At 72.7% G+C, this 21,613-nt stretch carries 20 protein-coding genes; 9 read left to right on the forward strand and 11 right to left on the reverse strand.

All coding sequences use genetic code 11. The features are described from left to right. Positions 1-43: 43 nt before the first annotated feature. The gene (locus tag ACFWWR_RS04165) at positions 44-1,015 is read left to right on the forward strand and encodes a cupin domain-containing protein (protein WP_384301844.1); all 972 of its coding nucleotides are present in this window, start codon (positions 44-46) and stop codon (positions 1,013-1,015) included. A gap of 185 nt (positions 1,016-1,200) precedes the next feature. Further along, the gene (locus tag ACFWWR_RS04170; RefSeq protein WP_383857793.1) at positions 1,201-1,653 is read left to right on the forward strand and encodes a flavodoxin family protein; all 453 of its coding nucleotides are present in this window, start codon (positions 1,201-1,203) and stop codon (positions 1,651-1,653) included. An 8-nt stretch (positions 1,654-1,661) separates the two neighbouring features. Here ACFWWR_RS04170 and ACFWWR_RS04175 read toward each other — a convergent pair whose 3' ends face one another. After that, on the reverse strand, positions 1,662-2,111 hold the full coding sequence (locus ACFWWR_RS04175; protein ID WP_383857657.1) for a DUF6299 family protein: 450 nt from the start codon (positions 2,109-2,111) through the stop codon (positions 1,662-1,664). A 232-nt stretch (positions 2,112-2,343) separates the two neighbouring features. Here ACFWWR_RS04175 and ACFWWR_RS04180 point away from each other — a divergent pair, with 232 nt between their 5' ends. Beyond that, positions 2,344-2,538 (forward strand): DUF5999 family protein, encoded by a 195-nt coding sequence (locus ACFWWR_RS04180; protein ID WP_383857659.1) that lies wholly within the window; start codon positions 2,344-2,346, stop codon positions 2,536-2,538. Between the two features lie 34 nt (positions 2,539-2,572). Here ACFWWR_RS04180 and ACFWWR_RS04185 read toward each other — a convergent pair whose 3' ends face one another. Together ACFWWR_RS04185 and ACFWWR_RS04190 are read right to left on the reverse strand one after the other, a co-directional pair. Further along, the gene (locus ACFWWR_RS04185; RefSeq protein WP_384301846.1) at positions 2,573-2,971 is read right to left on the reverse strand and encodes a RidA family protein; all 399 of its coding nucleotides are present in this window, start codon (positions 2,969-2,971) and stop codon (positions 2,573-2,575) included. Next, positions 2,968-4,206, reverse strand: a complete 1,239-nt coding sequence (locus ACFWWR_RS04190; RefSeq protein ID WP_384301848.1) for an acyl-CoA dehydrogenase family protein — start codon at positions 4,204-4,206, stop codon at positions 2,968-2,970. The genes ACFWWR_RS04185 and ACFWWR_RS04190 overlap by 4 nt, the downstream gene beginning before the upstream one ends. 161 nt (positions 4,207-4,367) lie before the next feature. Here ACFWWR_RS04190 and ACFWWR_RS04195 point away from each other — a divergent pair, with 161 nt between their 5' ends. Both ACFWWR_RS04195 and ACFWWR_RS04200 read left to right on the forward strand, forming a co-directional pair. Continuing rightward, positions 4,368-5,984 carry an AMP-binding protein gene (locus tag ACFWWR_RS04195; RefSeq protein ID WP_384301850.1) on the forward strand — a complete coding sequence of 539 codons (1,617 nt, stop codon included), beginning with the start codon at positions 4,368-4,370 and terminating at the stop codon, positions 5,982-5,984. Between the two features lie 15 nt (positions 5,985-5,999). Beyond that, positions 6,000-6,812 carry a PaaX family transcriptional regulator C-terminal domain-containing protein gene (locus tag ACFWWR_RS04200; protein ID WP_384301852.1) on the forward strand — a complete coding sequence of 271 codons (813 nt, stop codon included), beginning with the start codon at positions 6,000-6,002 and terminating at the stop codon, positions 6,810-6,812. 46 nt (positions 6,813-6,858) lie between these two features. Here ACFWWR_RS04200 and ACFWWR_RS04205 read toward each other — a convergent pair whose 3' ends face one another. Continuing rightward, on the reverse strand, positions 6,859-9,246 hold the full coding sequence (locus ACFWWR_RS04205) for a bifunctional salicylyl-CoA 5-hydroxylase/oxidoreductase (RefSeq protein ID WP_384301854.1): 2,388 nt from the start codon (positions 9,244-9,246) through the stop codon (positions 6,859-6,861). Continuing rightward, positions 9,231-10,058 (reverse strand): enoyl-CoA hydratase family protein, encoded by an 828-nt coding sequence (locus ACFWWR_RS04210; RefSeq protein ID WP_383857677.1) that lies wholly within the window; start codon positions 10,056-10,058, stop codon positions 9,231-9,233. Before ACFWWR_RS04210 ends, ACFWWR_RS04205 begins: the two co-directional genes overlap by 16 nt. A gap of 450 nt (positions 10,059-10,508) precedes the next feature. Between ACFWWR_RS04210 and ACFWWR_RS04215 the strand changes: the two genes are divergently transcribed. Next, positions 10,509-10,961, forward strand: a complete 453-nt coding sequence (locus ACFWWR_RS04215) for an ATP-binding protein (RefSeq protein ID WP_383857680.1) — start codon at positions 10,509-10,511, stop codon at positions 10,959-10,961. 33 nt (positions 10,962-10,994) lie between these two features. Here the strand turns inward: ACFWWR_RS04215 and argF are convergent, their stop codons facing one another. After that, entirely contained in the window at positions 10,995-12,002 is a 1,008-nt protein-coding gene (argF, locus tag ACFWWR_RS04220; protein ID WP_383857683.1) for an ornithine carbamoyltransferase, read from the reverse strand. A gap of 91 nt (positions 12,003-12,093) precedes the next feature. Further along, the gene (locus tag ACFWWR_RS04225) at positions 12,094-13,317 is read right to left on the reverse strand and encodes an arginine deiminase (protein WP_383857686.1); all 1,224 of its coding nucleotides are present in this window, start codon (positions 13,315-13,317) and stop codon (positions 12,094-12,096) included. A 131-nt stretch (positions 13,318-13,448) separates the two neighbouring features. Here ACFWWR_RS04225 and ACFWWR_RS04230 point away from each other — a divergent pair, with 131 nt between their 5' ends. Together ACFWWR_RS04230 and ACFWWR_RS04235 are read left to right on the forward strand one after the other, a co-directional pair. Beyond that, positions 13,449-14,486 (forward strand): SPFH domain-containing protein, encoded by a 1,038-nt coding sequence (locus ACFWWR_RS04230; RefSeq protein WP_384301856.1) that lies wholly within the window; start codon positions 13,449-13,451, stop codon positions 14,484-14,486. Beyond that, positions 14,483-15,382 carry a hypothetical protein gene (locus tag ACFWWR_RS04235; RefSeq protein ID WP_383857691.1) on the forward strand — a complete coding sequence of 300 codons (900 nt, stop codon included), beginning with the start codon at positions 14,483-14,485 and terminating at the stop codon, positions 15,380-15,382. The genes ACFWWR_RS04230 and ACFWWR_RS04235 overlap by 4 nt, the downstream gene beginning before the upstream one ends. A gap of 18 nt (positions 15,383-15,400) precedes the next feature. On the opposite strand, the gene ACFWWR_RS04240 is transcribed toward ACFWWR_RS04235, so the two are convergent. The 4 genes from ACFWWR_RS04240 to ACFWWR_RS04255 form a co-directional block, all read right to left on the reverse strand. Then, complete coding sequence (locus ACFWWR_RS04240) at positions 15,401-17,401, reverse strand: aKG-HExxH-type peptide beta-hydroxylase (RefSeq protein ID WP_384301858.1); 2,001 nt, start codon at positions 17,399-17,401, stop codon at positions 15,401-15,403. 90 nt (positions 17,402-17,491) lie between these two features. Beyond that, positions 17,492-17,725: a hypothetical protein gene (locus ACFWWR_RS04245; RefSeq protein WP_383857696.1), complete on the reverse strand. Its 234-nt coding sequence runs from the start codon at positions 17,723-17,725 to the stop codon at positions 17,492-17,494. 106 nt (positions 17,726-17,831) lie between these two features. Continuing rightward, positions 17,832-18,938 carry a caspase family protein gene (locus ACFWWR_RS04250; RefSeq protein ID WP_384301898.1) on the reverse strand — a complete coding sequence of 369 codons (1,107 nt, stop codon included), beginning with the start codon at positions 18,936-18,938 and terminating at the stop codon, positions 17,832-17,834. A gap of 17 nt (positions 18,939-18,955) precedes the next feature. Beyond that, a complete protein-coding gene (locus tag ACFWWR_RS04255; protein WP_384301860.1) occupies positions 18,956-20,143 on the reverse strand; it encodes a hypothetical protein in 1,188 nt (395 codons plus the stop codon). A 150-nt stretch (positions 20,144-20,293) separates the two neighbouring features. On the opposite strand from ACFWWR_RS04255, the gene ACFWWR_RS04260 reads away from it, so the two are divergent. After that, positions 20,294-21,580: a cation:proton antiporter gene (locus ACFWWR_RS04260; RefSeq protein WP_383857702.1), complete on the forward strand. Its 1,287-nt coding sequence runs from the start codon at positions 20,294-20,296 to the stop codon at positions 21,578-21,580. Positions 21,581-21,613: the final 33 nt, after the last annotated feature.

The following is a 21,613-nucleotide window of genomic DNA, read 5'->3' on the forward strand; positions in this document are numbered from 1 at the left end:
CGTGCGGACTCATGTCCATACGCGTTCGTCTACCCTGACCGGCATGGATCCTTCGGGCCTGACCAGCACGGATCCGCTGACGGACCTCCTGAACGCGGTACGGACCAGTGGCGCGCTCTTCCACCAGTCCTCCCTGACCGGCCCCTGGGCAGCACGCTTAGAGGACGGCTCACCGCTGGCCCTCGCGGTCCTGCTGCACGGCTCCGTCTGGATCACCCCTCAGGGCGGCGATCCGGTCCGGCTCGGTCCCGGGGACGTCGCGGTGCTGTGCGGCGGAGCACCGTACGTGATCGCGGACGACCCGGCCACCGAACCGGACGTGGCGATCCGACCCGGGGGCCGGTGCACCACCGTGGACGGCGAGGAGCTGGCCGCCGCGCGGGCTCCGGGCAGGGACGGCCCGGGCCCGGCCGGGCCGGACAGCACGCTCCTGTTGAGCGGTCTGTACACCGGGGACAACGGCATTCCGGGCCGGCTGCTCGCCGCGCTGCCGCCCCTGGCCGTCATCGACGCGAGCGTGGGCACCTGCCCCTTCAGCCTGTCGGCCTTCGAGGAGATCACCCGCGAGGAGCCCGGGCAGCAGGTCCTGCTCGACCGGGCGCTGGACCTGATGCTCATCACCGCCCTGCGCGCCTGGTTCACCCGCCCCGGGGCCCAGATCCCCGCCTGGTACCGGGCGCACAGCGACCCCGTGGTCGGCCACGTTCTGCGCCTGATGCAGGCCGATCCCGCACACCCGTGGACCCTGCCGGGCCTGGCCGCGAGGACCGGCGTGTCCCGAGCGAACCTGGCCCGGCGCTTCACCACGCTGGTCGGACAGCCTCCGATGACCTACCTGCGGGAACGGCGCCTCGCCCTCGCCGCCGACCTGCTGCGCGATGCCGACGCCACACTCGCCACGGTGGCGGACCGCGTCGGCTTCGCCAACGCCTTCGCCCTGAGCGCCGCGTTCAAGCGGGAACACGGTGTCAGCCCGAGCGAGTTCCGGACGCGCGAGAGTCGCGCGCAGGCCTGAGAGGGCACCGATCCCAGGAATTCGGTGCGGTGGGCCACCCACGTCTCCCTGTTTCGATGGCCCGGTGGATCGCCGACGCCCGCACGATCGTCCTCGGCGGACCGCTGCTGTCGGCGGGCTCCGTCGGCGACCGGCCGAACCGCCCCCGTTTGCGGCTCTCGGCGCCCGCACGGCAGGGTGCGGGGGTGGCTACTTTGCTGATCGTGCATCACACGCCCTCGCCGAACTGCCAGGCGATGTTCGAGGCCGTCGTCGCCGGTGCGACGGACCCGGAGATCGAGGGCGTCCACGTCGTGCGGCGGGCGGCGCTGGCCGCCACGGCGTCCGACGTCCTCGCCGCCGACGGGTTCGTGCTCGGTACGCCGGCGAACCTCGGCTACATGTCCGGTGCGCTCAAGCACTTCTTCGACCAGGTCTACTACCCCTGCCTCGACGCGACGCAGGGCCGCCCCTTCGGTTACTACGTGCACGGTGGCAACGACGTGACCGGAGCGGTCCGCGGCATCGAGGCCATCACGACGGGCCTCGGCTGGCGGCGGGCCGCCGAGGCCGTGACCGTGACGGGCGAGCCCCGCAAAGCGGACACCGAGGCCTGCTGGGAACTGGGCGCCACGGTCGCCGCGGGACTGATGGACTGACGCCGCGCTCAGCTTTCGATCAGGGTGACGTCCTGCTGCCGGGTCGCGTGGACGTGGGGCAGTAGCAGGCCCCCCTCCGGACGCAGCTCCATCAGGGTGGCCTCGACGTACGCAGGGCCTGCCTGGAGCGAACGCGTCGAGGGCTTGCCGGTGTTCGCCCAGGTGTGCTCCAGCCCGTCGCACACCGCGCGGGTGCCGCCGATGCCCTCGCCGGCCGAGGAGGGGTGCCGGCCGACGGCCGAACTGACGAACACCGGGCCCGTGGCGCCCGTGCAGCGGTAGGTGCCGGAGAGGGTGACCGTCCCGTCGGACGCGATACGGCCCCTCGGGTCGACCGTCACCGTCTCGTCCGGGTCGGCGGTTGTCGGCGCGGCGGAGGCGGCGGCGGGGGCGGCCAGCAGGAGCAGCGCGGCAGCGGTGGCGGTGGCCGTCGCGGTGAGGACGGGACGCAAGGACATGGGGAGAACCTCCTGAAGTGGGGGCCTCCACTGGTACCGGGCGCGAGCGTCCTCGGCGGTGACCGTCACCCTTTCGGTGGCGAGTCCGCACCGACGGTCGTGGAACGGTCCGGGTGTTGTCCGCGTGTTGTCACGCTTCACAGCAGGCTGTTCCGATGAGTTCGCCGCCGGAGGATGGTCTGTCACAAGGACCCGGTCCGATCCGATGGTCCTACCGCCGTGGAGGTGCGCCATGTGTTCCCACCAGCCCTCGTGCCCCGCAACCGACAACCACGCCCCGCACGTCGTCGCCGCCCACCCCGAGCAGGGGTGGAACCTGCTGTGCACCGGCGCGATCGTGTTCGACGACACCGGCGAGCTGCTGCCGGACGGCCGGGTCGTCGCCCCGCACCGGGCGGTCGCGGAGCGGCTGACGATCGCCGCCTGATCACGTTCCCGCGATGCGGGGAAAGCCGCTGGTTCTAGGGCAGCACCGCGAAGCCGTCGAGTTCCACCAGCGCCTGGTCGTCCCACAGGCGTACGACCTGCACGACCGCCATGGCCGGGTAGTCGCGGCCCGCCGACTCCCGCCAGATCCGGCCGAGTTCGGGAGCGTGGGTGCGGTACGCGGCGATGTCCGTGGCGTAGACGGTGACGCGGGCGAGGTCGGCGGGGGTGCCGCCGGTGGCGGTCAGGGCCGCCAGGAGGTTGTTGAGGGCTCGCTCGAACTGCTCGGGGAGGGTGTCGCCGACGACCTTGCCCTCGGTGTCGAGGGCGGTCTGGCCGGCGAGGAACACGAGCCGGGTGCCGGTGGCGACGACGGCATGGGAGAAGCCGGTGGGCGGGGAGAGTTCGGGCGGGTTCACACGCTCGGCTGTCACGCGTCGGCCTCCTGGGCACTCACGGGATCCACGGCATCCATGGCCTCCGCGGCCTCCAGATTCGCGTACAACTCCTTCGCGATGATGCCGCGTTGGACCTCGCTCGCGCCCTCGTAGATGCGCGGGGCGCGTACCTCGCGGTAGAGGTGTTCGAGGAGGTGGCCGCGGCGCAGGGCGCGGGCGCCATGGAGTTGGACGGCCGCGTCGACGACGTACTGCGCGGTCTCGGTGGCGAGCAGCTTCGCCATCGCCGCGCGCCCCGGGACGTCCGGGGCGCCTTCGTCGTACGCCGTCGCCGCCGCGTACACCATGAGGCGGGCCGCCTCGGTGCGCAGGGCCATCTCGGCGACCTGGTGGGCGACGGTCTGCAGGTCCCGCAACTTGCCGCCGAACGCATCCCGTCGGGCGGTGTGGGCGAGGGTCGCGTCGAGCGCCGCACGGGCCATGCCGACCGCGAAGGCGCCGACGCTGGGGCGGAAGAGGTTGAGGGTGTCCATGGCGACCCGGAAGCCGCGGTCGGTCTCGCCGAGCACGTCGTCGGCGGTGACCGGGACGGCGTCGAAATCGAGGCTGCCGATGGGGTGCGGCGAGAGCATGTCGAGGGCCGCGCCGGTCAGACCGGGGCGGTCGGCGGGGACGAGAAAGGCGGTGACCCCGCGGGCGCCGGCGCCGGGGGTGGTGCGCGCGAAGACGGTGTAGAAGTCGGCCTCGGGTGCGTTGGAGATCCAGCACTTCTCCCCGGTGAGCCGCCAGCGGGCGGGGCCGTCGGACTCCGCGGCGAGGGGGGCGCCCGACTCGGCTCCCGGCGCGCCCGCCCGCCGCGCGGACTCTCGTTCCGCCCGCAGGGTCAGCGCCGCCGCGTCCGATCCCGCCCCCGGCTCGCTCAGGGCGAAGGCCGCCACCGCCGTGCCCTCGGCCACCCGGGGCAGCCAGCGTTTTCGCTGGGCGGGGGTGCCGTGGGCGTGGACCGGGTGGGCTCCCAGGCCCTGGAGGGCGAGGGCGGTCTCGGCCTCGGTGCAGGCGTAGGCGAGGGACTCCCGCATCAGGCAGAGGTCGAGGGCGCCGGAGGTGAAGAGGCGGGACAGCAGGCCGAGGCGGCCGAGTTCCGTGACGAGCGGGCGGTTGACGTGGCCCGGTTCGCCCTTCTCCGCGAGGGGGTGCAGCCGGTCCGCGGCCAGGGCACGCAGTTCCGCAGCCCAGGCGATCTGTGGTGGTTCGAGTGAGAATGCGGGCATTGCCGGTCCTCTCTCCCCCGCGGCCCTGCGGCCACTCCCCCGACGGTATCGCGCACCGTTGACTGCCGTCACCAACACGATACGCTCGATGCGCGAACCCACCCGGGGATGCCGACCCGACGCCCACCACCGACGCCCACAAGGCAAGGGGGCGAACCGCCATGAACCCCTCGGCCCACGTCGACACCTTCACCCGCGACCATCTGCCGCCCCCCGAGCAGTGGCCCGAGCTCCGCTTCGACCTGCCGGAGCTGCGTTACCCCGATCGGCTGAACTGCGCCGCCGAGCTGCTCGCCGGGCAGGCCGCGGACCGACCGGTGTTCCACACGCCGACGGGCGGGACCTGGACGTACGGCGATCTCCACACCCGCGTCGACCGCATCGCGCACGCCCTCACCCGTGACCTCGGGGTCGTCCCCGGCAACCGGGTCCTGCTGCGCGGCCCCACCACCCCCTGGCTGGCCGCCTGCTGGCTGGCGGTGCTCAAGGCGGGCGCGGTCGCCGTCACCGTGCTGGCCCAGCAGCGCCCGCACGAACTGGCCACGATGTGCGAGATCGCCCGCATAGAGCACGCCCTGTGCGACATCCGGGCCGTCGACGACCTCGCCAAGGCCGAGATGCCGGGGCTCAGGATCACGACGTACGGCGGCGACACCCCCGGCGACCTGCTGAACCTGGCGACGCCCGAAGAGCCGTACACCGCCGTGGACACCGCGTCCGACGATGTCGCGCTGATCGCGTTCACCTCCGGGACCACCGGCCGCCCGAAGGGCTGCATGCACTTCCACCGGGACGTGCTGGCGATCGCCGACACCTTCGCCCGCCATGTGCTCGGGCCACACCCCGAGGACGTCTTCACCGGCAGTCCCCCACTGGGCTTCACCTTCGGTCTCGGCGGGCTGGTGGTCTTTCCGATGCGGGCCGGTGCCAGTGCCCTGCTGCTCGAACAGGCCGGTCCCAGGCAGCTGTTGCCCGCGATCGCCGAGCACCGGGTGTCGGTCCTGTTCACCGCGCCGACCGCCTACCGCGCGATGCTCGACGAGCTCGACACGTACGACGTGTCCTCCCTGCGCCGCTGTGTCTCCGCCGGCGAGAACCTGCCGGCCGCCACCTGGCGGGCCTGGCACGAACGGACCGGGCTGCGCGTCATCAACGGCATCGGCGCCACCGAACTGCTGCACATCTTCATCTCGGCGGCCGACGAGCGCATCAGGCCGGGGACGACGGGGATGCCGGTCCCGGGGTGGCACGCGCGCGTGCAGGACGAGGACGGCGCGCCGGTGCCCGACGGCGAGCCCGGTCTGCTGGCCGTGCGCGGCCCGGTCGGCTGCCGGTACCTCGCCGATCCCCGGCAGCGCGAGTACGTGCGCGGCGGCTGGAACGTCACCGGCGACACGTACGTCCGCGAGCCCGACGGCTACTTCCGGTACGTCGCCCGCGCCGACGACATGATCATCTCGGCCGGGTACAACATCGCCGGGCCGGAGGTCGAGGACGCGCTGCTGCGCCACCCGGACGTCCTGGAGGCGGCGGTGGTGGGGCGGCCCGACGAGGCGCGCGGGCAGGTCGTGGTGGCCTTCGCCGTCCTGAAGGAGGGCGCCGAACGGGACACCGAGGCACTGCGCGCCTTCGTCCTGTCCGAACTGGCACCCTACAAATGCCCGCGCGAGATCGTCCTGCTGGACACCCTGCCGCGCACCGCGACCGGCAAGCTGCAACGCTTCAGACTGCGCGCCGCCGCCGACAACGCAGGTGACACCGAAGGTGACCAGCAGTGATGCCGACGAACTAAGATGATCAACGTGTCCGACCAGCATGCACCACGGTCTCTCATCGTCACGCTCTACGGCGCGTACGGCCGCTTCCTGCCCGGCCCACTGCCCGTCGCCGAGCTGATCCGACTGCTGGCCGCGGTCGGCGTCGACGCCCCCTCCGTACGCTCGTCCGTGTCCCGGCTCAAACGCCGCGGGCTGCTCCTGCCGGCCCGTACGGCACAGGGCGCGGCGGGGTACGAACTGTCGCCGGACGCCCGTCAGCTGCTCGAGGACGGTGACCGGCGCATCTATGCCACGACACCGCCGGACGACGAGGGCTGGGTGCTCGCGGTGTTCTCCGTGCCGGAGTCCGAGCGGCAGAAGCGGCACGTGCTGCGCTCCCGGCTCGCCGGGCTCGGCTTCGGAACCGCCGCGCCCGGCGTGTGGATCGCTCCGGCGGGCCTGTACGAGGAGAGCCGGCACACGCTTCAGCGGCTGCGGCTCGACCCGTACGTCGACTTCTTCCGCGGCGAGCACCTCGGCTTCGCGCCGACGGTGGAGGCGGTCGCCCGCTGGTGGGACCTGGCGGCGATCGCCAAGGAGCACGAGGCGTTCCTCGACCGTCACGCGCGCGTGCTGCACGACTGGGAGCGGCGCGCGGACACCCCGGCCGAGGATGCCTACCGCGACTACCTCCTCGCCCTGGACACCTGGCGCCACCTCCCCTACACCGATCCCGGGCTGCCCGCCGGTCTGCTCCCGTCGGACTGGCCGGGCGTGCGCTCGGCCGCGGTGTTCCGGGCGCTGCACGAGCGGCTGCGGGACGCGGGGGCCGCCTTCGCGGGCGTATGACCCGCTTCGCTGGGGTGACCAAGCACTCCGGAAGCCCGGAAGGCGATCAAGTCCCCAGCGTCAGACGGGGCTTGGGGGCGTCCGTGCGTCCCGTCCGCGGGCGTCGGCTGCCTGCCCGGTACGGCGCCGGCCAGACGACGCCCGGCCCGTCGTAGCCCTGCTCGGCCGCGGCGTGCAGGGTCCAGTGCGGGTCGTAGAGATGAGGGCGGGCGAGTGCGCACAGGTCCGTACGCCCGGCGAGAATCAGGGAGTTGACGTCGTCCCAGGAGGAGATCGCGCCGACCGTGATCACCGGGACCCCCACCTCGTGACGGATCCGGTCCGCGAACGGCGTCTGGTACGACCGCCCGAACTCCGGCCGTTCGTCGGCGACGACCTGCCCGGTCGACACGTCGATCGCGTCGGCGCCGTGCGCGGCGAAGGCGCGGGCGATCTCGACGGCGTCCTCGGCCGTGTTTCCGCCCTCGGCCCAGTCGGTGGCGGAGATGCGGACGGTCAGGGGCTTCTCCTCCGGCCACACCCCGCGTACGGCGTCGAAGACCTCCAACGGGAAGCGCAGCCGCCGCGCGAACGAGCCGCCGTAGGCGTCGGTGCGGCGGTTGGTCAGCGGGGAGAGGAAGCCGGAGAGCAGGTAGCCGTGGGCGCAGTGCAGTTCGAGAAGGTCGAAACCGGCACGGGCCGCGCGAGCGGCGGCGGCCGCGAACTGCTCGCGTATGTCGGTGAGTTGGGCGCGGGACAACTCGCGCGGGGCCTGGCTGCAGGGCTTGTACGGGATCGGGGACGGGGCCACCAGCGGCCAGTTGCCGTCCTCCAGGGGCTCGTCCATGCCCTCCCACATCAGTTTCGTCGAGCCCTTGCGCCCGCTGTGGCCGAGTTGCACGCCGATCGCGGTGCCCGGCGCCCGCGTGTGCACGAAGGCGGTGACCCGCTTCCATGCCTCGGCCTGCCTGCCGGTGTAGAGGCCGGTGCAGCCGGGGGTGATCCGGCCCTCGGGTGACACGCACACCATCTCGGTCATCACCAGGCCGGCGCCGCCGAGGGCCCGTGCCCCCAGGTGGACGAGGTGGAAGTCGTCGGGGAGGCCGTCGGTTGCCGAGTACATGTCCATGGGTGAGACGACGACCCGGTTGCGCAGGGTCAGGCCGCGCAGCCGGAACGGCGTGAACATCGGAGGTGTGCCGGGCGGGCAGCCGAACTCGCGCTCCACGGCCTCGGTGAAGTGGGCGTCACGCAGCCGCAGGTTGTCGTGGGTGACGCGGCGGCTGCGGGTGAGCAGGTTGAAGGCGAACCGGCGGGGCGGCTGGTCGAGGTACAGCCTCAGGTTCTCGAACCACTCCAGGCTGGCGCGGGCGGCACGCTGGGTGGAGGCGACGACGGGCCGCCGCTCGGCCTCGTACGCCGCCAACGCCCTCTCCAGACAGTCCTGTTCCTCCAGGCAGGCGGCCAGGGCGAGGGCGTCCTCGACGGCGAGCTTGGTGCCGGAGCCGATGGAGAAGTGGGCGGTGTGGGCGGCGTCGCCCAGCAGGACCACGTTGCCGTGCGACCAACGCTCGTTGACCACCGTACGGAAGGTGGTCCAGGCGGACTTGTTGGACCTGAGCGGCCGCCCTCCCAGCGCGTCCGCGAAGATCTTGGCGCAATGCTCGACGGACTCCTGCTCGTCCAGCTCTCCGAACCCCGCCGCCAGCCAGACCTCCTCCCGCATCTCGACGATCACGGTGGAGGCGTCGGCCGCGTACGGGTAGCCGTGCAGCTGCATCACGCCGTGTTCGGTCTCGGCGATCTCGAAGCGGAAGGCGTCGAGGGCGAAGTCGGCGGCGAGCCAGATGTATCGGCAGTGGTGGGTGGCCACATGGGGCCGGAACACATGGGCGTATGCCTCTCGGGTGGTGCTGTGCACACCGTCGGCGGCGATGACGAGGTCGTACGCCTCGGCGAGCCGGGCCGGGTCGGGCGCCTCGGTGTGGAAGCGGAGTTCTACGCCGAGGGCGCGGCAGCGGTCGTGCAGGATCTCCAGGAGGCGTTTCCTCCCCAGGGCGGCGAATCCGTGTCCTGTGGAGGTCTGGCGGGTGCCCCGGTGGACGATGTCGATGGTGTCCCAGCGGACGAAGTGCTGCTGGAGGGCCTCGTGGACGGCCGGGTCGGCGTGTTCTATGCCGCCGAGGGTCTCGTCGGAGAGGACCACTCCGAAGCCGAAGGTGTCGTCGGGGGCGTTGCGTTCCCAGACGGTGACTTCACGGTCGGGGCGGAGACGTTTCAGCAGCGCGGCGGCGTAGAGGCCGCCGGGGCCGCCGCCGATGATCGCGATACGTCGGGCATGGCTGGTCGCGTCGCCCGATTGCGGGCCGGTGGGGGCCGGTCGCGCCCCGCGGCGGAGCCGCACATCGACACAGCCCCGCGCCCCTGGGGTGGGCGCGCTCACCGCCCGCTCCATTTGGGAGGTCGCTTTGCCTTGAAGGCCTCATGGAACTCGGCGTAGTCCTCGCCGTTCATGAGGAGGGCCTGGGTGGCGGCGTCCATTTCCACCGCTGCCGCCAGCGGCATGTCCAGTTCGGCGGTCAGCAGCGCCTTCGTCTGGGCGTACGCCAGTGCCGGGCCCTCGGCCAGGCGGTGGGCCAGGGACTGGGCGGCCTCGTCGGCGCGGCCCTCGTCGGTCAGTTCGCTGATCAGGCCGATCCGCTCGGCCTCGGGGGCGTGGACCGGCTCGCCAAGCATGAGCAGCCGGGTGGCGTGGCCGAGGCCGACGACCCGGGGCAGCAGGTAGGCGGCGCCCATGTCACCGCCGGAGAGGCCGACGCGGGTGAAGAGGAAGGCGAAGCGGGCGCTCGGATCCGCCACCCGGAAGTCCGCCGCCAGGGCCAGCACGGCGCCCGCGCCCGCCGCCACCCCGTGCACCGCCGCGATCACCGGGAAGGGGCACTCCCGTACGGCCCGCACCACCTGCCCGGTCATCCGGTTGAAGTCGAGGAGCTCGGCGGTGTCCATGTCCAGGGTGGCGCCGATGATCTCGTCGACGTCACCGCCGGAGCAGAAGCCGCGCCCCTTCCCCGCCAGGACCAGGGCGCGCACGGACCGTTCCCTGGACAGTTCGGCGAGCAGGTCGCGCAGGTCGGCGTAGGCGCCGAAGGTGAGCGCGTTGAGCTTGTCGGGGCGGGCGAGGGTGACGGTGGCGACGCCGTCGGCGAGGTCGACGCGCAGGTGACGCCAGTGGGGGGTGCGGGCGGCGGAGCCGGTGAAGGGACTCACGAGGTGCGGCCTCCTCGTTCGGTGGCGGGCACTGCCTCACGGAGCTCTGTCCTTCGAAGTTATCACTCATCCGTGACTGTCGTCATGAGTGCGCGATACGTCGGTCCAGTCGGTTCCGGGTCGACCCGGTCGGCCCCGTCGACCCCGGTCGGCCCCGTCGACCCCGGTCGGCCCCGTCGGTCCCGTCAGTCCCGTCGGTCCCGTCGGTCCCGTCAGTCCCGTCAGTCCCGTCGGCCCGGTCGGGACATCACCGCGGATCTGACCCGGGCCCGTCACATCCGTCACGGCTCGTCGACACCCCCGTAACGGCGGGAGCAACCGCGCGAGGCCCGCCGTTCATCCGGGTAAGCCGCCCGCAACGGGGCCGAAGGTCCCGCACGGTGCCCGTCCGGACGCCTCTGCCGGGCGGCGCCGTACCATTCATCAGGTTGAAAGCAGGACAGCCTGCTCATGAACGGAACCGCCTTGCACGAACGCCCCGCAGCCTCCGCCTCCTGGCGCATCGCACTGCCGCACTCCGCCGCGGCCGTGCCGGTGGCCCGTGCCCTGGTGCGCACGGCGCTGGCCGAGCTGGAGCACGGGGCCGACAGCGACACCGCGGAACTGCTGACGGCCGAGCTGGTGGCGAACGCCGTGGAGCACACCGCCGGGGACGCGCCGATAGAGCTGGTGGTGGAGCTGCTGCCGAGCGGCTGCCAGGTCGAGGTGCACGACCCGGACCCGGCCCCGCCCGGCAACCTCACGCGGCCGGTGGACACCGAGCCCGACCCCTGGCAGGAGCACGGACGCGGACTGCTGCTGATCCGCGCCCTCAGCTCGTCCTGCGGTCACCGCCCCACCGGGTCGGGCAAGGCGGTGTGGTTCAGACTGCCGACCGTGCCGCCTCAGCGCCGTCCGGTGTGACCGGTGTGACCGGTGTGACCGGGTAACCGGCGTTCAGGCCAGGGTGGCCACCAGGACCGCCTTGATGGTGTGCATACGGTTCTCCGCCTCGTCGAAGACGACCGAGTGGGCCGACTCGAAGACCTCGTCCGTCACTTCCAGCGACTCCAGGCCGTGCGCCTCGAAGATCTCGCGTCCGACCTTGGTGCCGAGGTCGTGGAAGGCCGGCAGGCAGTGCAGGAACTTGACGTCCGGGTTGCCGGTGGCGCGCAGGACGTCCATGGTCACGGCGTACGGCACGAGGGCGGCGATCCGCTCGTCCCAGACCTCCTTGGGCTCACCCATGGAGACCCAGACGTCGGTGGCGACGAAGTCGGCGCCGCGGACGCCGTCCGCCAGGGACTCGGTGAGGGTGATGCGGGCCCCGCTGGTCCCGGCGAGCTCGTGGGCCCGGTCGACGACGTCCTGGGCGGGCCAGTAGGACTTCGGGGCGACGATGCGCACGTCCATGCCGAGCAGGGCCCCGGTGACCAGGTAGGAGTTGCCCATGTTGAAGCGGGCGTCACCGAGGTAGGCGAAGGAGACGTCCCGGACCGGCTTGCCGCTGTGCTCGGTCATGGTCAGCACGTCGGCGAGCATCTGGGTGGGGTGCCACTCGTCGGTGAGGCCGTTGTAGACGGGGACACCGGCGTACGCGGCGAGCTCCTCGACCTTCTCCTGGCTGTCCCCTCGGTACTCGATCGCGTCGTACATCCGGCCCAGCACGCGCGCGGTGTCCTTCACGGACTCCTTGTGGCCGATCTGCGAACCCGAGGGGTCGAGGTACGTCGTCGAGGCGCCCTGGTCGGCGGCGGCGACCTCGAACGCGCAGCGGGTGCGCGTCGAGGTCTTCTCGAAGATCAGCGCGATGTTCCTGCCGCGCAGGTACCGCGTCTCGGTCCCGGCCTTCTTGGCGGCCTTCAGCTCGGCGGCCAGCTCGATCAGGCCGAGGAACTCCTGCTCGGTGAGGTCGAGCTCCTTGAGGAGGTGGCGGCCGCCGAGGGCGGTCGGGACTGTCGCCATGGCGGGCGCTCCAGGGGTACGAGAACAAGGACCGTGGAAGTCTATACGACCCCCAGCATTTCTATACGACCCCTCGTTCGACCTGTCCGGCCTATACGCTCTCCCGTTCGACCGGACAGCTCATGCACCGCGGGCCACCACGCCCGCGCCCCAGTTCGCTCCCCGGGATCTCGATCACCTCGATGCCCTGCTTGCGTAGATGCGTGTTGGTCGTGGCGTTGCGTTCGTAGGCGACGACCACGCCCGGCTCGACCGCCAGGACGTTGCAGCCGTCGTCCCACTGCTCGCGCTCGGCCGCGTGCACGTCCTGGGTGGCGGTCAGGACACGGATCTCGTTCAGTCCGAGCGCGGCGGCGATCGCGCGGTGCATGTGCTCCGGCGGATGGTCGGTGACCTTGAGTTCCTTGTCACCGACACCCGGCTCGATGGTGTAGGAGCGGAGCATGCCGAGCCCGGCGTACTGGGTGAAGGTGTCACCGTCGACCATCGTCATCACGGTGTCGAGGTGCATGAAAGCGCGCCCCTTGGGCATGTCGAGGGCCACGATCGACTCGGCGGAGCCGGCGTCGAACAGCTTGTGCGCGAGCATCTCGACGGCCTGGGGCGTGGTCCGCTCGCTCATGCCGATGAGCACCGCACCGTTGCCGATCACGAGCACGTCCCCGCCCTCGATGGTCGACGGATAGTCGACCTGCCCCTCCGACCAGACCCGGAACGTTTCGTCACGGAACAGCGGGTGGTGCCGGTAGATCGCCTCGAAGTGCACGGTCTCGCGCTGCCGGGCGGGCCAGCGCATCGCGTTGATGGAGACACCGTCGTAGATCCAGGCGGAGGTGTCGCGGGTGAAGAGGTGGTTGGGCAGCGGACCGAGCAGGAAGTCGTCGAGCTCCATGACATGGAAGCGCACCGAGGTCGGCTCCTCGTGCACCTCCAGGAACTCCCGCTTGGTCATGCCGCCGACCAGTACCTCGGCCAGGTCCCGGGAGGGCAGGGTCTCGAAGGCGGCGCGAAGGTGGTCGGTGGCGAGCACCCCGTACTCCTTCTCGTCGAAGACCCGGTCCAGGACGAGCGTCCGGGCCGCCGGGATCGCCAGGGCCTCGGTGAGCAGGTCGCCGAAGAGGTGCACGGCGACACCGCGGTCGCGCAGCACGTCGGCGAACCCGTCATGCTCGGCACGCGCCCGGCGCACCCAGAGCACGTCGTCGAAGAGGAGCGCGTCCTTGTTGCTGGGGGTGAGCCTTTTGAGCTCGAGATCCGGCCGGTGCAGGATGACGCGGCGCAGGCGCCCGGCCTCGGAGTCGACATGGAATCCCATGCCTCCATCCTGACCATCGGAGGGCGGGTTGACCCGTCGCTCACGTGTTTCTGCGACCACTTGTTTTCGTCCTCTTGACGATAATCATCGCGTCCGGTTATCGTCGACCAGACGAAAAGCGAGGGGATCCCATGGCTGACATCACCCGGCGCCTCGGCCTGCGCCACCTGCGCGGCGCACCGACGGCGCACATCTGGCACCACCGCGCGGGCCGCCTGCTGCACGACGGGCCGGGGCTGAGCTTCTGGTTCCGGTCGCTGACCGCCGCGCTGTCGGAGGTACCGGTCGACGACCGGGAACTGGCGATGACCTTCCACGCCCGTACGTCCGACTTCCAGGACGTGGCGGTGCAGGCGACGGTCACCTACCGGATCGACGACCCGGGCGTCGCCGCCGCCCGCCTCGACTTCTCCATCGACCCGGACACCGGCGTGTGGCGAGGTGCGCCGCTGGAGCAGCTCGGCACACTGCTCACCGAGACGGCCCAGCAGCACGCGCTGGACGTCCTGGCGCGTACGCCGCTGGCGGCCGCGCTGGTCGACGGCGTGACCTCGGTGCGCGAGCGGATATCGGCCGGTCTGGAAGCCGAGCCGCGGCTGCCCGCGACCGGCATCGAGGTGGTCGCCGTACGGGTGGTGGCGCTGCGACCGGAGCCCGAGGTGGAGCGCGCGCTGCGCACACCGGCCCGCGAGCAGATCCAGCAGGAGGCCGACCGGGCGACCTACGGACGGCGGGCCCTCGCGGTGGAACGGGAACGGGCCATCGCGGAGAACGAGTTGGCCAGCAAGATCGAACTCGCGCGCCGCGAGGAGCAGTTGGTCGACCAGCGCGGCACGAACGCCCGGCGCGAGGCCGAGGAGCACGCGGCGGCGGACGCCGTCCGGGCACAGGCGGAGGCGGCGCGGACGGTGCGGCTCGCGGAGGCCGAGGCGGCTCGTGCCGTACGGCTGTCCCGGGCGGAGGCGGAAGGGGCGCGCGAGGTCGGCGAGGCACGGGCCCAGGCACAGGCCGCCTGGCTGCGGGTGCACGCGGAGGTGGACGTGGCGACGCTGCACGCGCTCACCGGGACACGGATCGCGGAGAACCTGCCGCGCATCGAGAGCGTGACGGTGTCACCGGACGTGCTGACCGGGCTGCTGGCCAAGCTGGGTGCCCGGGAGCAGGCGTGAGCCTCGCGCCGCGGATCGTCGTCGTCCATCGCACCACGGAGTACGAGGAGTTGGTGGCCCGGCACGGCACGCACGGACAGGCCGCCTTCTTCCTGTCCTCCCGGGGCCGGGACATCGCGGAGCTCACCGAGCGGCACCGCCGGACGCGGCAGGCGCTGGCCGAGGTCGGCTCGGCGGTGCCGCTGACCTGGCGCCAGGCGACAGTGGAGCGCGCCGACTTGGACCGTTTCCTGTTCGCGCCCGAGGACGTGGTGGTCGTGGTCGGGCAGGACGGGCTGGTGGCGAACGTCGCCAAGTACCTCGGGGGACAGCCGGTGCTGGGCATCGACACCGACCCCGGACGCAACCCCGGGGTACTGGTCCGGCACCGCCCACGGGACGCGGCGGCACTGCTGCCGGCGGTCCTCACCCGCTCCGTCGGCGTCGAGGAACGCACCATGGTCGAGGCCGTCGCCGACGACACCCAGCGGGTCGTCGCCCTCAACGAGATCTGTCTGGCAGCCGTCGGGCACCAGACGGCCAGATACCGCCTGGGCCTGGAGGGCGACGGGGGTGTCGTCGAGGCCCAGGCCTCTTCCGGGGTGCTCGTGGGCACGGGCACCGGGGCGACCGGGTGGATCCGGTCGGTGTGGCAGGAGCGCGGCGGACACTGGCCGTTGCCGTCGCCCACGGAGCCGCGCCTGCTGTGGTTCGTACGTGAGGCCTGGCCGTCCCCTGCCACCGGCACATCGTCGGTGGCCGGCGAACTCACCGCGTCGTCCGGTCTGCACATCACCGTCGAGTCGGAGCGGCTCATCGCCTTCGGGGACGGGATGGAGGCGGACGCGGTGGAGCTGACGTGGGGGCAGTCGGTGCGGGTGGGGATGTGTGAGGAGCGGCTGCGCCTGGTGGGGTGAGGGAACGCCCGGACCGGGTCAGCTGCTGGGCTGGGGCTGGAGCAGCTCGGGGCGGGCCAGGATACGGCGGGCCGTGCGGCCGGGGGCGAGGGTGGCGCGGGCGACGATCCAGCCGGCGAGGCTGTGCGGTTCGGCGGGGTCGGCGGCCAGTTCGTCGTCGTAACGGACGAGCGCCGCGCCCGGATCTCCGGCGGCGAGGTACTCGTCGGCGGTGTGCGGGGTGGCGGGCCGGATCGCGAAGGCGTGGGTGCGCAGGTCCGGCCAGGAGGTGCGGTCGGGGCGGAAGCGGGGGGTGCCCGCCGGGTGCGCCGCATCGTCCGGCGGAGCCACGTTGCGCAGCCGCCACTCGGTGCGGTGCAGGGCGGCGGCCGTACGGGCCCGGGCCAGGGCGGCGGCGGGCACGGGCTCGCGCAGCCAGCCGTCCAACGTGCGGGCCAGGCCCGACACCAAGGCGCGGCCCTGGACGGTGAGACGGCCCTCGGCCAACAGGGTGCGCACGACGAGCCGGCTCTGCAGGCGACGCAACGCGAAGTGGTACCCGGCCTCCTCCTCGGCGGCCGCCCGGTCGTCCCGCGCGGTGGCCAGGCGGTCCCGCCAGAAGCCCGCGACGCCGGTGAAGGCGTACGCGCCGTGCAGCAGGCCGGTGAGGTGGCGGGGATCGGGGCGCCAAGGGGCGTAGTACCGCTCTTCCCGGTCGTCGTCGAGCAGGGGGAAGAGGTGGAGGAGGGCGGCCAGCTTGCTGTGCTGGAACTCGTGGACCAGTGTCTCGGCGAGAGCGAGCGCGGCGGACGGACGGGCGATCACCATCGCGCCGAAGGAGTCGCCGCTGGAGGCGGAGACCTGGACGGTCGGCGGGGCGGGAGGCCGCGTGCTCGTACGGCCGCAGGGCACGACCGCCCGGATCCACGCCGGGTCGAGCCGCCCGGGCCCGACGCCGCCCGGCACGGCGAGCACGGTGACCGCCTCCTCGAACACCCGCTGCCACGCGTCCGCCTCCGCGTCGTCGAGCCGGGCGGGCGGCAGGGGGTCGTCCAGGTCGCGGTAGGGGTCGAGGTCGTCGAGGGGGATGGCGAGGGTACCGGTGGGCGTCGCGTGGGTGAGGGTGCGCAGGGGGAACCAGGAGGAGGCCGCGGCCACGGGGAAGGCTTCCCGGCCGTCCAGCGGTTTCAGGTCATCGTCCCGCGCTCCTCCCCCACGAGGGATCGACCCCGCCGGGTCGGCGTCAGCCGCTCCGCCACGCCCCGCCTGCGGCACCGCGGAGTCCACCGCACGCGTCCCCCGCATCGGACCACCATCACGAGGCATCGACCCCACCCGGTCGGCGTCAGCCGCTCCGCCACGCCCCGCCTGCGGCACCGCGGAGTCCACCGCGCGTGTGCCCCGCATCGGATCCCCGTCTGAGGTGCCGGCCTCCCCGTTCCGCACTGCCCCGCTCCTCAGCCGCACCGTCCCCGGCCGGACGGTCACGGACGTCGTGTCACCGTCGCGCCCCGGCCCCGTAAGAATCAGCACGCCCCTGCTCGTACGGGCCTGCCCGATCGTCAACCCCCCTTCCCCATCGGGAAGTCGGGCCAGACCGAGTCCTGGCAGGGTCAGCGCCCCGTCCTCCAGAGCGACCCGGAGTTCCGTTTCCGTGCCGGCGTGCAGGGATGCCGTCACCGCCAGGGCGCACAGGTGGCCGGCCTCCGCCCACAGGGGCGGTCCCGACGCGGTGCCGTGGGTTCGGCGCAGGACGTGGGCGATCCAGCCGCCGGTCGCGGGGGCGAGCAGCAGCCGGTCCACCGGCTCGGGGGCCCGCGCGGCCGCGTCCTTCAGGACGCGCCAGGCGTCGGCGGCCGGGGTCAGCGGTGTGGGCAGGGTGTCGAGACGGTCGAGCAGGGTCCGCAGGAGCAGTAACCGGCGGGCGCGTTCGCCTCGTTCGAGGAAGGCGACGGCCGCCGCGGAGCCGCCGCCCGCGGCCAGTTCCGCGAACAGCCGCTCGGGCATGCGGAACGGGGCGGGGCGTAGCTCACTGCTCATGGGCGCGGACCTCCGGTCGCGGGTGCGGGCATGCGGGGACCCCGACGGGCGCACAGGGCCTCGTCAGGGTTCTGCCGTCGGGGGAGCCGCCTATTCGGCCCTGGCTCCCCCGTTCCCCTCACCTCCGCCCCGGATGCTGCTGCGGGCGCGCAGGACCTCCTCGAGGAGACGGGCGTTCGGGTGGAGCGGAGCGAGACCGTCCACGGCGGTCAAGGGCAGCGCCGCGAGGTCCGCCAGATCCGACTCCCAGACGTCGACATGCCGAGCGGCGGCCGACGCACGAGCGGTTGCTGCGGGGTGGTGCAGTGCGGGCGGCTGGTCCAAGATGCTCCCCCTTCTCGCACGGTGGCACGCGATGCCCCGTGCCCGTGTCCTTTTCCATCATGGCCATACATGCCCGGGTCGAAAACCGTACGATCACGCCACTCGATCATTTCCGATCGTTTCGGCGTCTCGTCGAGGCCTCGAATTCACGCAGGGCCGCGTCGAGTTCGGCCCCCCGCTCGGGGTCGGCGTCGAGGGCGACCACGGCGTCGAGCAGCTCCCGCAGGGCTTCCGGGTGGTGCCGGGCGAGCCCGTTGAGTATGCCGGTGGCATCCGTGCGGGCCTTGGTGTGACGGGGCAGTGTCGCCGTGACACGCGGGTTCAACGCGCCGACCACCGTCTGCCGTTCGGTGGGGTCGTACATCAACGGGTAGGCGAGCAGCGCCTCCACGGCCCGCAGCAGCGGCGAGACCGGCCGCGGGGCGGGGTCCCGGTCCACCACCGGAACGATCTCGGTGCGTTCGGGGCTCTGCAGCCGAATCTCCGGATACTGCAGAGTACGGCCCGCTTCCCTGAGGGCCGCGATACGCGTTCGTACGGCCGGAAACAGTTCCTCCGGATCGGGCGGGGCGGGCAGAGCGGCCGCGCGGTCGGCCAGCAGACCGAGCAGCACCTCGGAGAAGAGACCCGTGGCCCGCTCGGGGTCGTTGGCGGCGACCCGGCCGCGCCCGGCGGCCCGCAACAGGGTCTGGCGATGGGCGAGGTTGCGCCGCCCCACCGGCAGCGCGTCGGGCGGCAGAGCCTCCCGGAAGCCGAGGGTCTCCTCGAAGCTCTCGCAGGCGTCCACGATCCACAGCTGCTCGGCGAAGGCGGGCACGGCGTCGCCGGCGTACCGGGCGAGGGCGGAGTCCAGGTCGATGCCCAGCTTGTCGGCGGTGGTCGCGTCCGCGCAGAACAGCCGCAGGTGACCGGCCCGGTCCAGGACTCCGTGCCCGCCCCACCACACCCATAGGACGTCCCCCTGGGCGAGGGGAAGTTCCCGGACGAGGGCGCGGCGCAGCGTCGCATGGTCGGCCGGTCGGTACGGAAGGCCGGGGACGTACGGCGGCAAAGGGGCGAGGTGGAGCCGGAGCCGGTCCTCCGGCACCCCGGCCTCGCGCAGCAGCCGGTGGAACGCGACCGCGTCCCGGGCGGGCCCGGGCAGGTCCCAGCCGGATCCGGCGTCGTACCTCTCGACTCCGACGATCAGGGCGTGCACCCGGGTGGGGTCCATGACCGAGTCGCGCCCCGTCACGGCAGGCGGTCCACGATGTGGCGGTACACCTCGGGGTTGGTCCAGTAGGCGCTGTGGGCGGCGGGGAACGGCTGGCGGCTGTCGACGGCGATGTCGGTGACGCGGCCCGGGAACAGGTCGGCGCCGAGGTAGGAGAGCAGGTCGCGGGGGTCGTACAGGTTCAGCCAGTCCGGGACGTGCGGCGGCAGCGGGGCGGGGTGCTCGAGCGTGGGCAGGGAGCCGGACTCGTACAGGAAGGGCCCCTGGGAGCCGGCGGTCACCAGGAGGCGGACCTGGGGCAGCGGGGCGGAGATCAGCGTGTCCAGGGCGATGATCCCGCCGAGGCTGTGGCAGACCAGCGCGACCGGCGGCTCCAGCCCCGCGACGAGCGTGCGCAGGTCCGTGCGGACCGCCTCGCCGCGGCTGAGGTAGCGCAGGATGTCCCCGGCCGCGGGGTGGGCGGCCTCGGTGAGGGCGCGCCGACGGCGTACGACGGCATGGGAGGCGGCTGATCCGGCGGCCCGGAGCAGTAGGGAGCGCAGCCCGCGTGCCGTGCCCCGGGGCGGTGCGCCGAGGGCTTCGGCGAGCCGGTCGGCCACGGCGTCCCGGGTGTCGCCGACCGGGACGAGCGGCGTGTCGGCGTCCAGGGCGTCGGCGATGAGCCGGGCGGCCAGGCTGCGGGCGGCGAGAGCGGCGAGGTCGTCGGGGTCGAGGGCGTCGGCGGCGGGGCCGAGCAGCGGATGGGCGGCGAGGTCGGTGGCGGCGCGGGCCAGACCGGGGCCCAACTCGGCTGCGGTGGCGTCCCCTTGGGCGGCGAGTGCGGCCAGCATTGCTTGCAGCTTCTGCTCCGGCGGTACGGAACCGGGCGCCCGCTCCACGACCGTGTCACCGGATGCCGCGGCGAGGGCGAGCTCGGCGTACGGGTCGGCGTAGAGGGCGGCCCAGGCGGCCGCGGTGTCGTCGGCGTCGGCGGCGGCCGGGGTTTCGGCGAGGCCGAGGCCTCGGGCCGTGCCCCCCGCCCCCGCCCGCGCGGGAAGACTCGCCCCACCTGCGGCGAGCGTGGCGCCGTGCGTGCCTCCCCAGTAGTACGGCACGATGCGAAGTCCGTCGCGCAGGGCGGTCAGCCCGGCCGCCACGCGCCCCGCGAGCTTCGAGAAGCCGGGTTCGCGCACCCCTGTCCCGTGAATGAAGACGACCGCCGTCATGTGCCCCCCGTGACACCGGTGCAGCGTTGTGTACGACTTCCGTTACGCCGTCAACTTACCAGTAGCATAAGGAGGTTGGGTCGAGCACACCTGCGAAGACCCGCCCGCGGCCGGACAACGGCTCCGACAACTGGACACCAGGGGGACACCGTGAGCCCTGACGCGATGGTCATGCATTTCGTGGGGGCCTCGGCCCTGATCCTGGTGGCCGCACACGCCGCCGGCTGGCTGGCACGGAAGCTGAAACAGCCCTACATCGTCGGCCAGTTGACCGCGGGCATAGCGCTCGGCCCCTCACTGCTCGGCAGCCTCGCACCGGACGCGTACGACAAGCTGTTCCCCGACGGCATCGGTCCGGCCCTGACCGGGTTCGCGCAGTTCGCCCTGGTGGTGTTCCTGTTCGCGGTGGGCTACGAACTGGATCTGAAGGTCCTGGGCGCACGGGCGCGCACGGCGGCCACGGTGGCACTGGCGGCCTTCGTGGTGCCGATGGCCGTGGGCAGCGGCTGTGCACTGCTGTTCCAGGAGCAGTTGCGGGACCTGGGCATGCCGCGGGACCTCTCCCCCGCCATGGTGGTGTTCGCCGGGGTGGCCCTGTCGATAACGGCGGTGCCGGTGCTGACGGCCATAGTGCGGGAGAACGGCCTGGCCCGTACGGTGCCCGGCGTGGTGGCCGTGTCGGCGGCCGGACTGCTCGACGTGATCGGGTGGACCGTGCTGGCCGGGACGATGATGGACGGCGACGGCGGCGAGCACGCGCTGGGGTGGCCGTGGCGGGCGCTGATCGCGGTCGGCTTCACCGCCCTGATGCTGGTGGCGGCCCGGCCGCTGCTGCGGCTGCTGCTGTGGGGGCCGCGGACGCGGATGGAGCCCTCTCTGCGGCTGGCGTTGCTGATCGGTTTCGCCCTCGGGTCGGCCTGGGTCACGCACTCCCTCGGACTGCATGTCATCTTCGGCGCGCTGCTCGCGGGGGTCGTGGTGCCCCGGGAGAAGGGCGGAACCCTCGATCCGGAGCTTCTGCGGCCGTTGCACGACGTCAGCTCGCTGCTCCTGCCCTTCTTCTTCGTCGTCTCCGGGCAGTCCGTCGCGCTGAACACCATGGACGGCACGGGGTGGGTCGCCCTGCTGGTGGTGACCGTACTGGCGATCACGACGAAGATCGGCAGCGGGACGGTGGCCGCACGGCTGGGCGGGCTGGACCGGGACGACGCACGGACCGTCGGAGTCCTGCTGAGCGCCCGCGGCCTCACCGAACTGATCGCCCTGAACGCCGGCCTGCAGGCCGGCCTGCTGAGCGAGCCGCTCTACACGGTCCTGGTCTTCATGGCCCTGGCCACGACCCTCCTCACCCAGCCCCTGCTCCTCCTGGTCCACCGCCTGGCCGAACGCCCCCACCCGGTCCACCCGGCCCCCGTCCCCGCGACAGACATGGGCTGACACCTGCCCGCCGGGTGCCCGAGCCCTTCAGCG

It is taken from the genome of Streptomyces sp. NPDC058678, assembly GCF_042714835.1.
Lineage (GTDB): Bacteria > Actinomycetota > Actinomycetes > Streptomycetales > Streptomycetaceae > Streptomyces.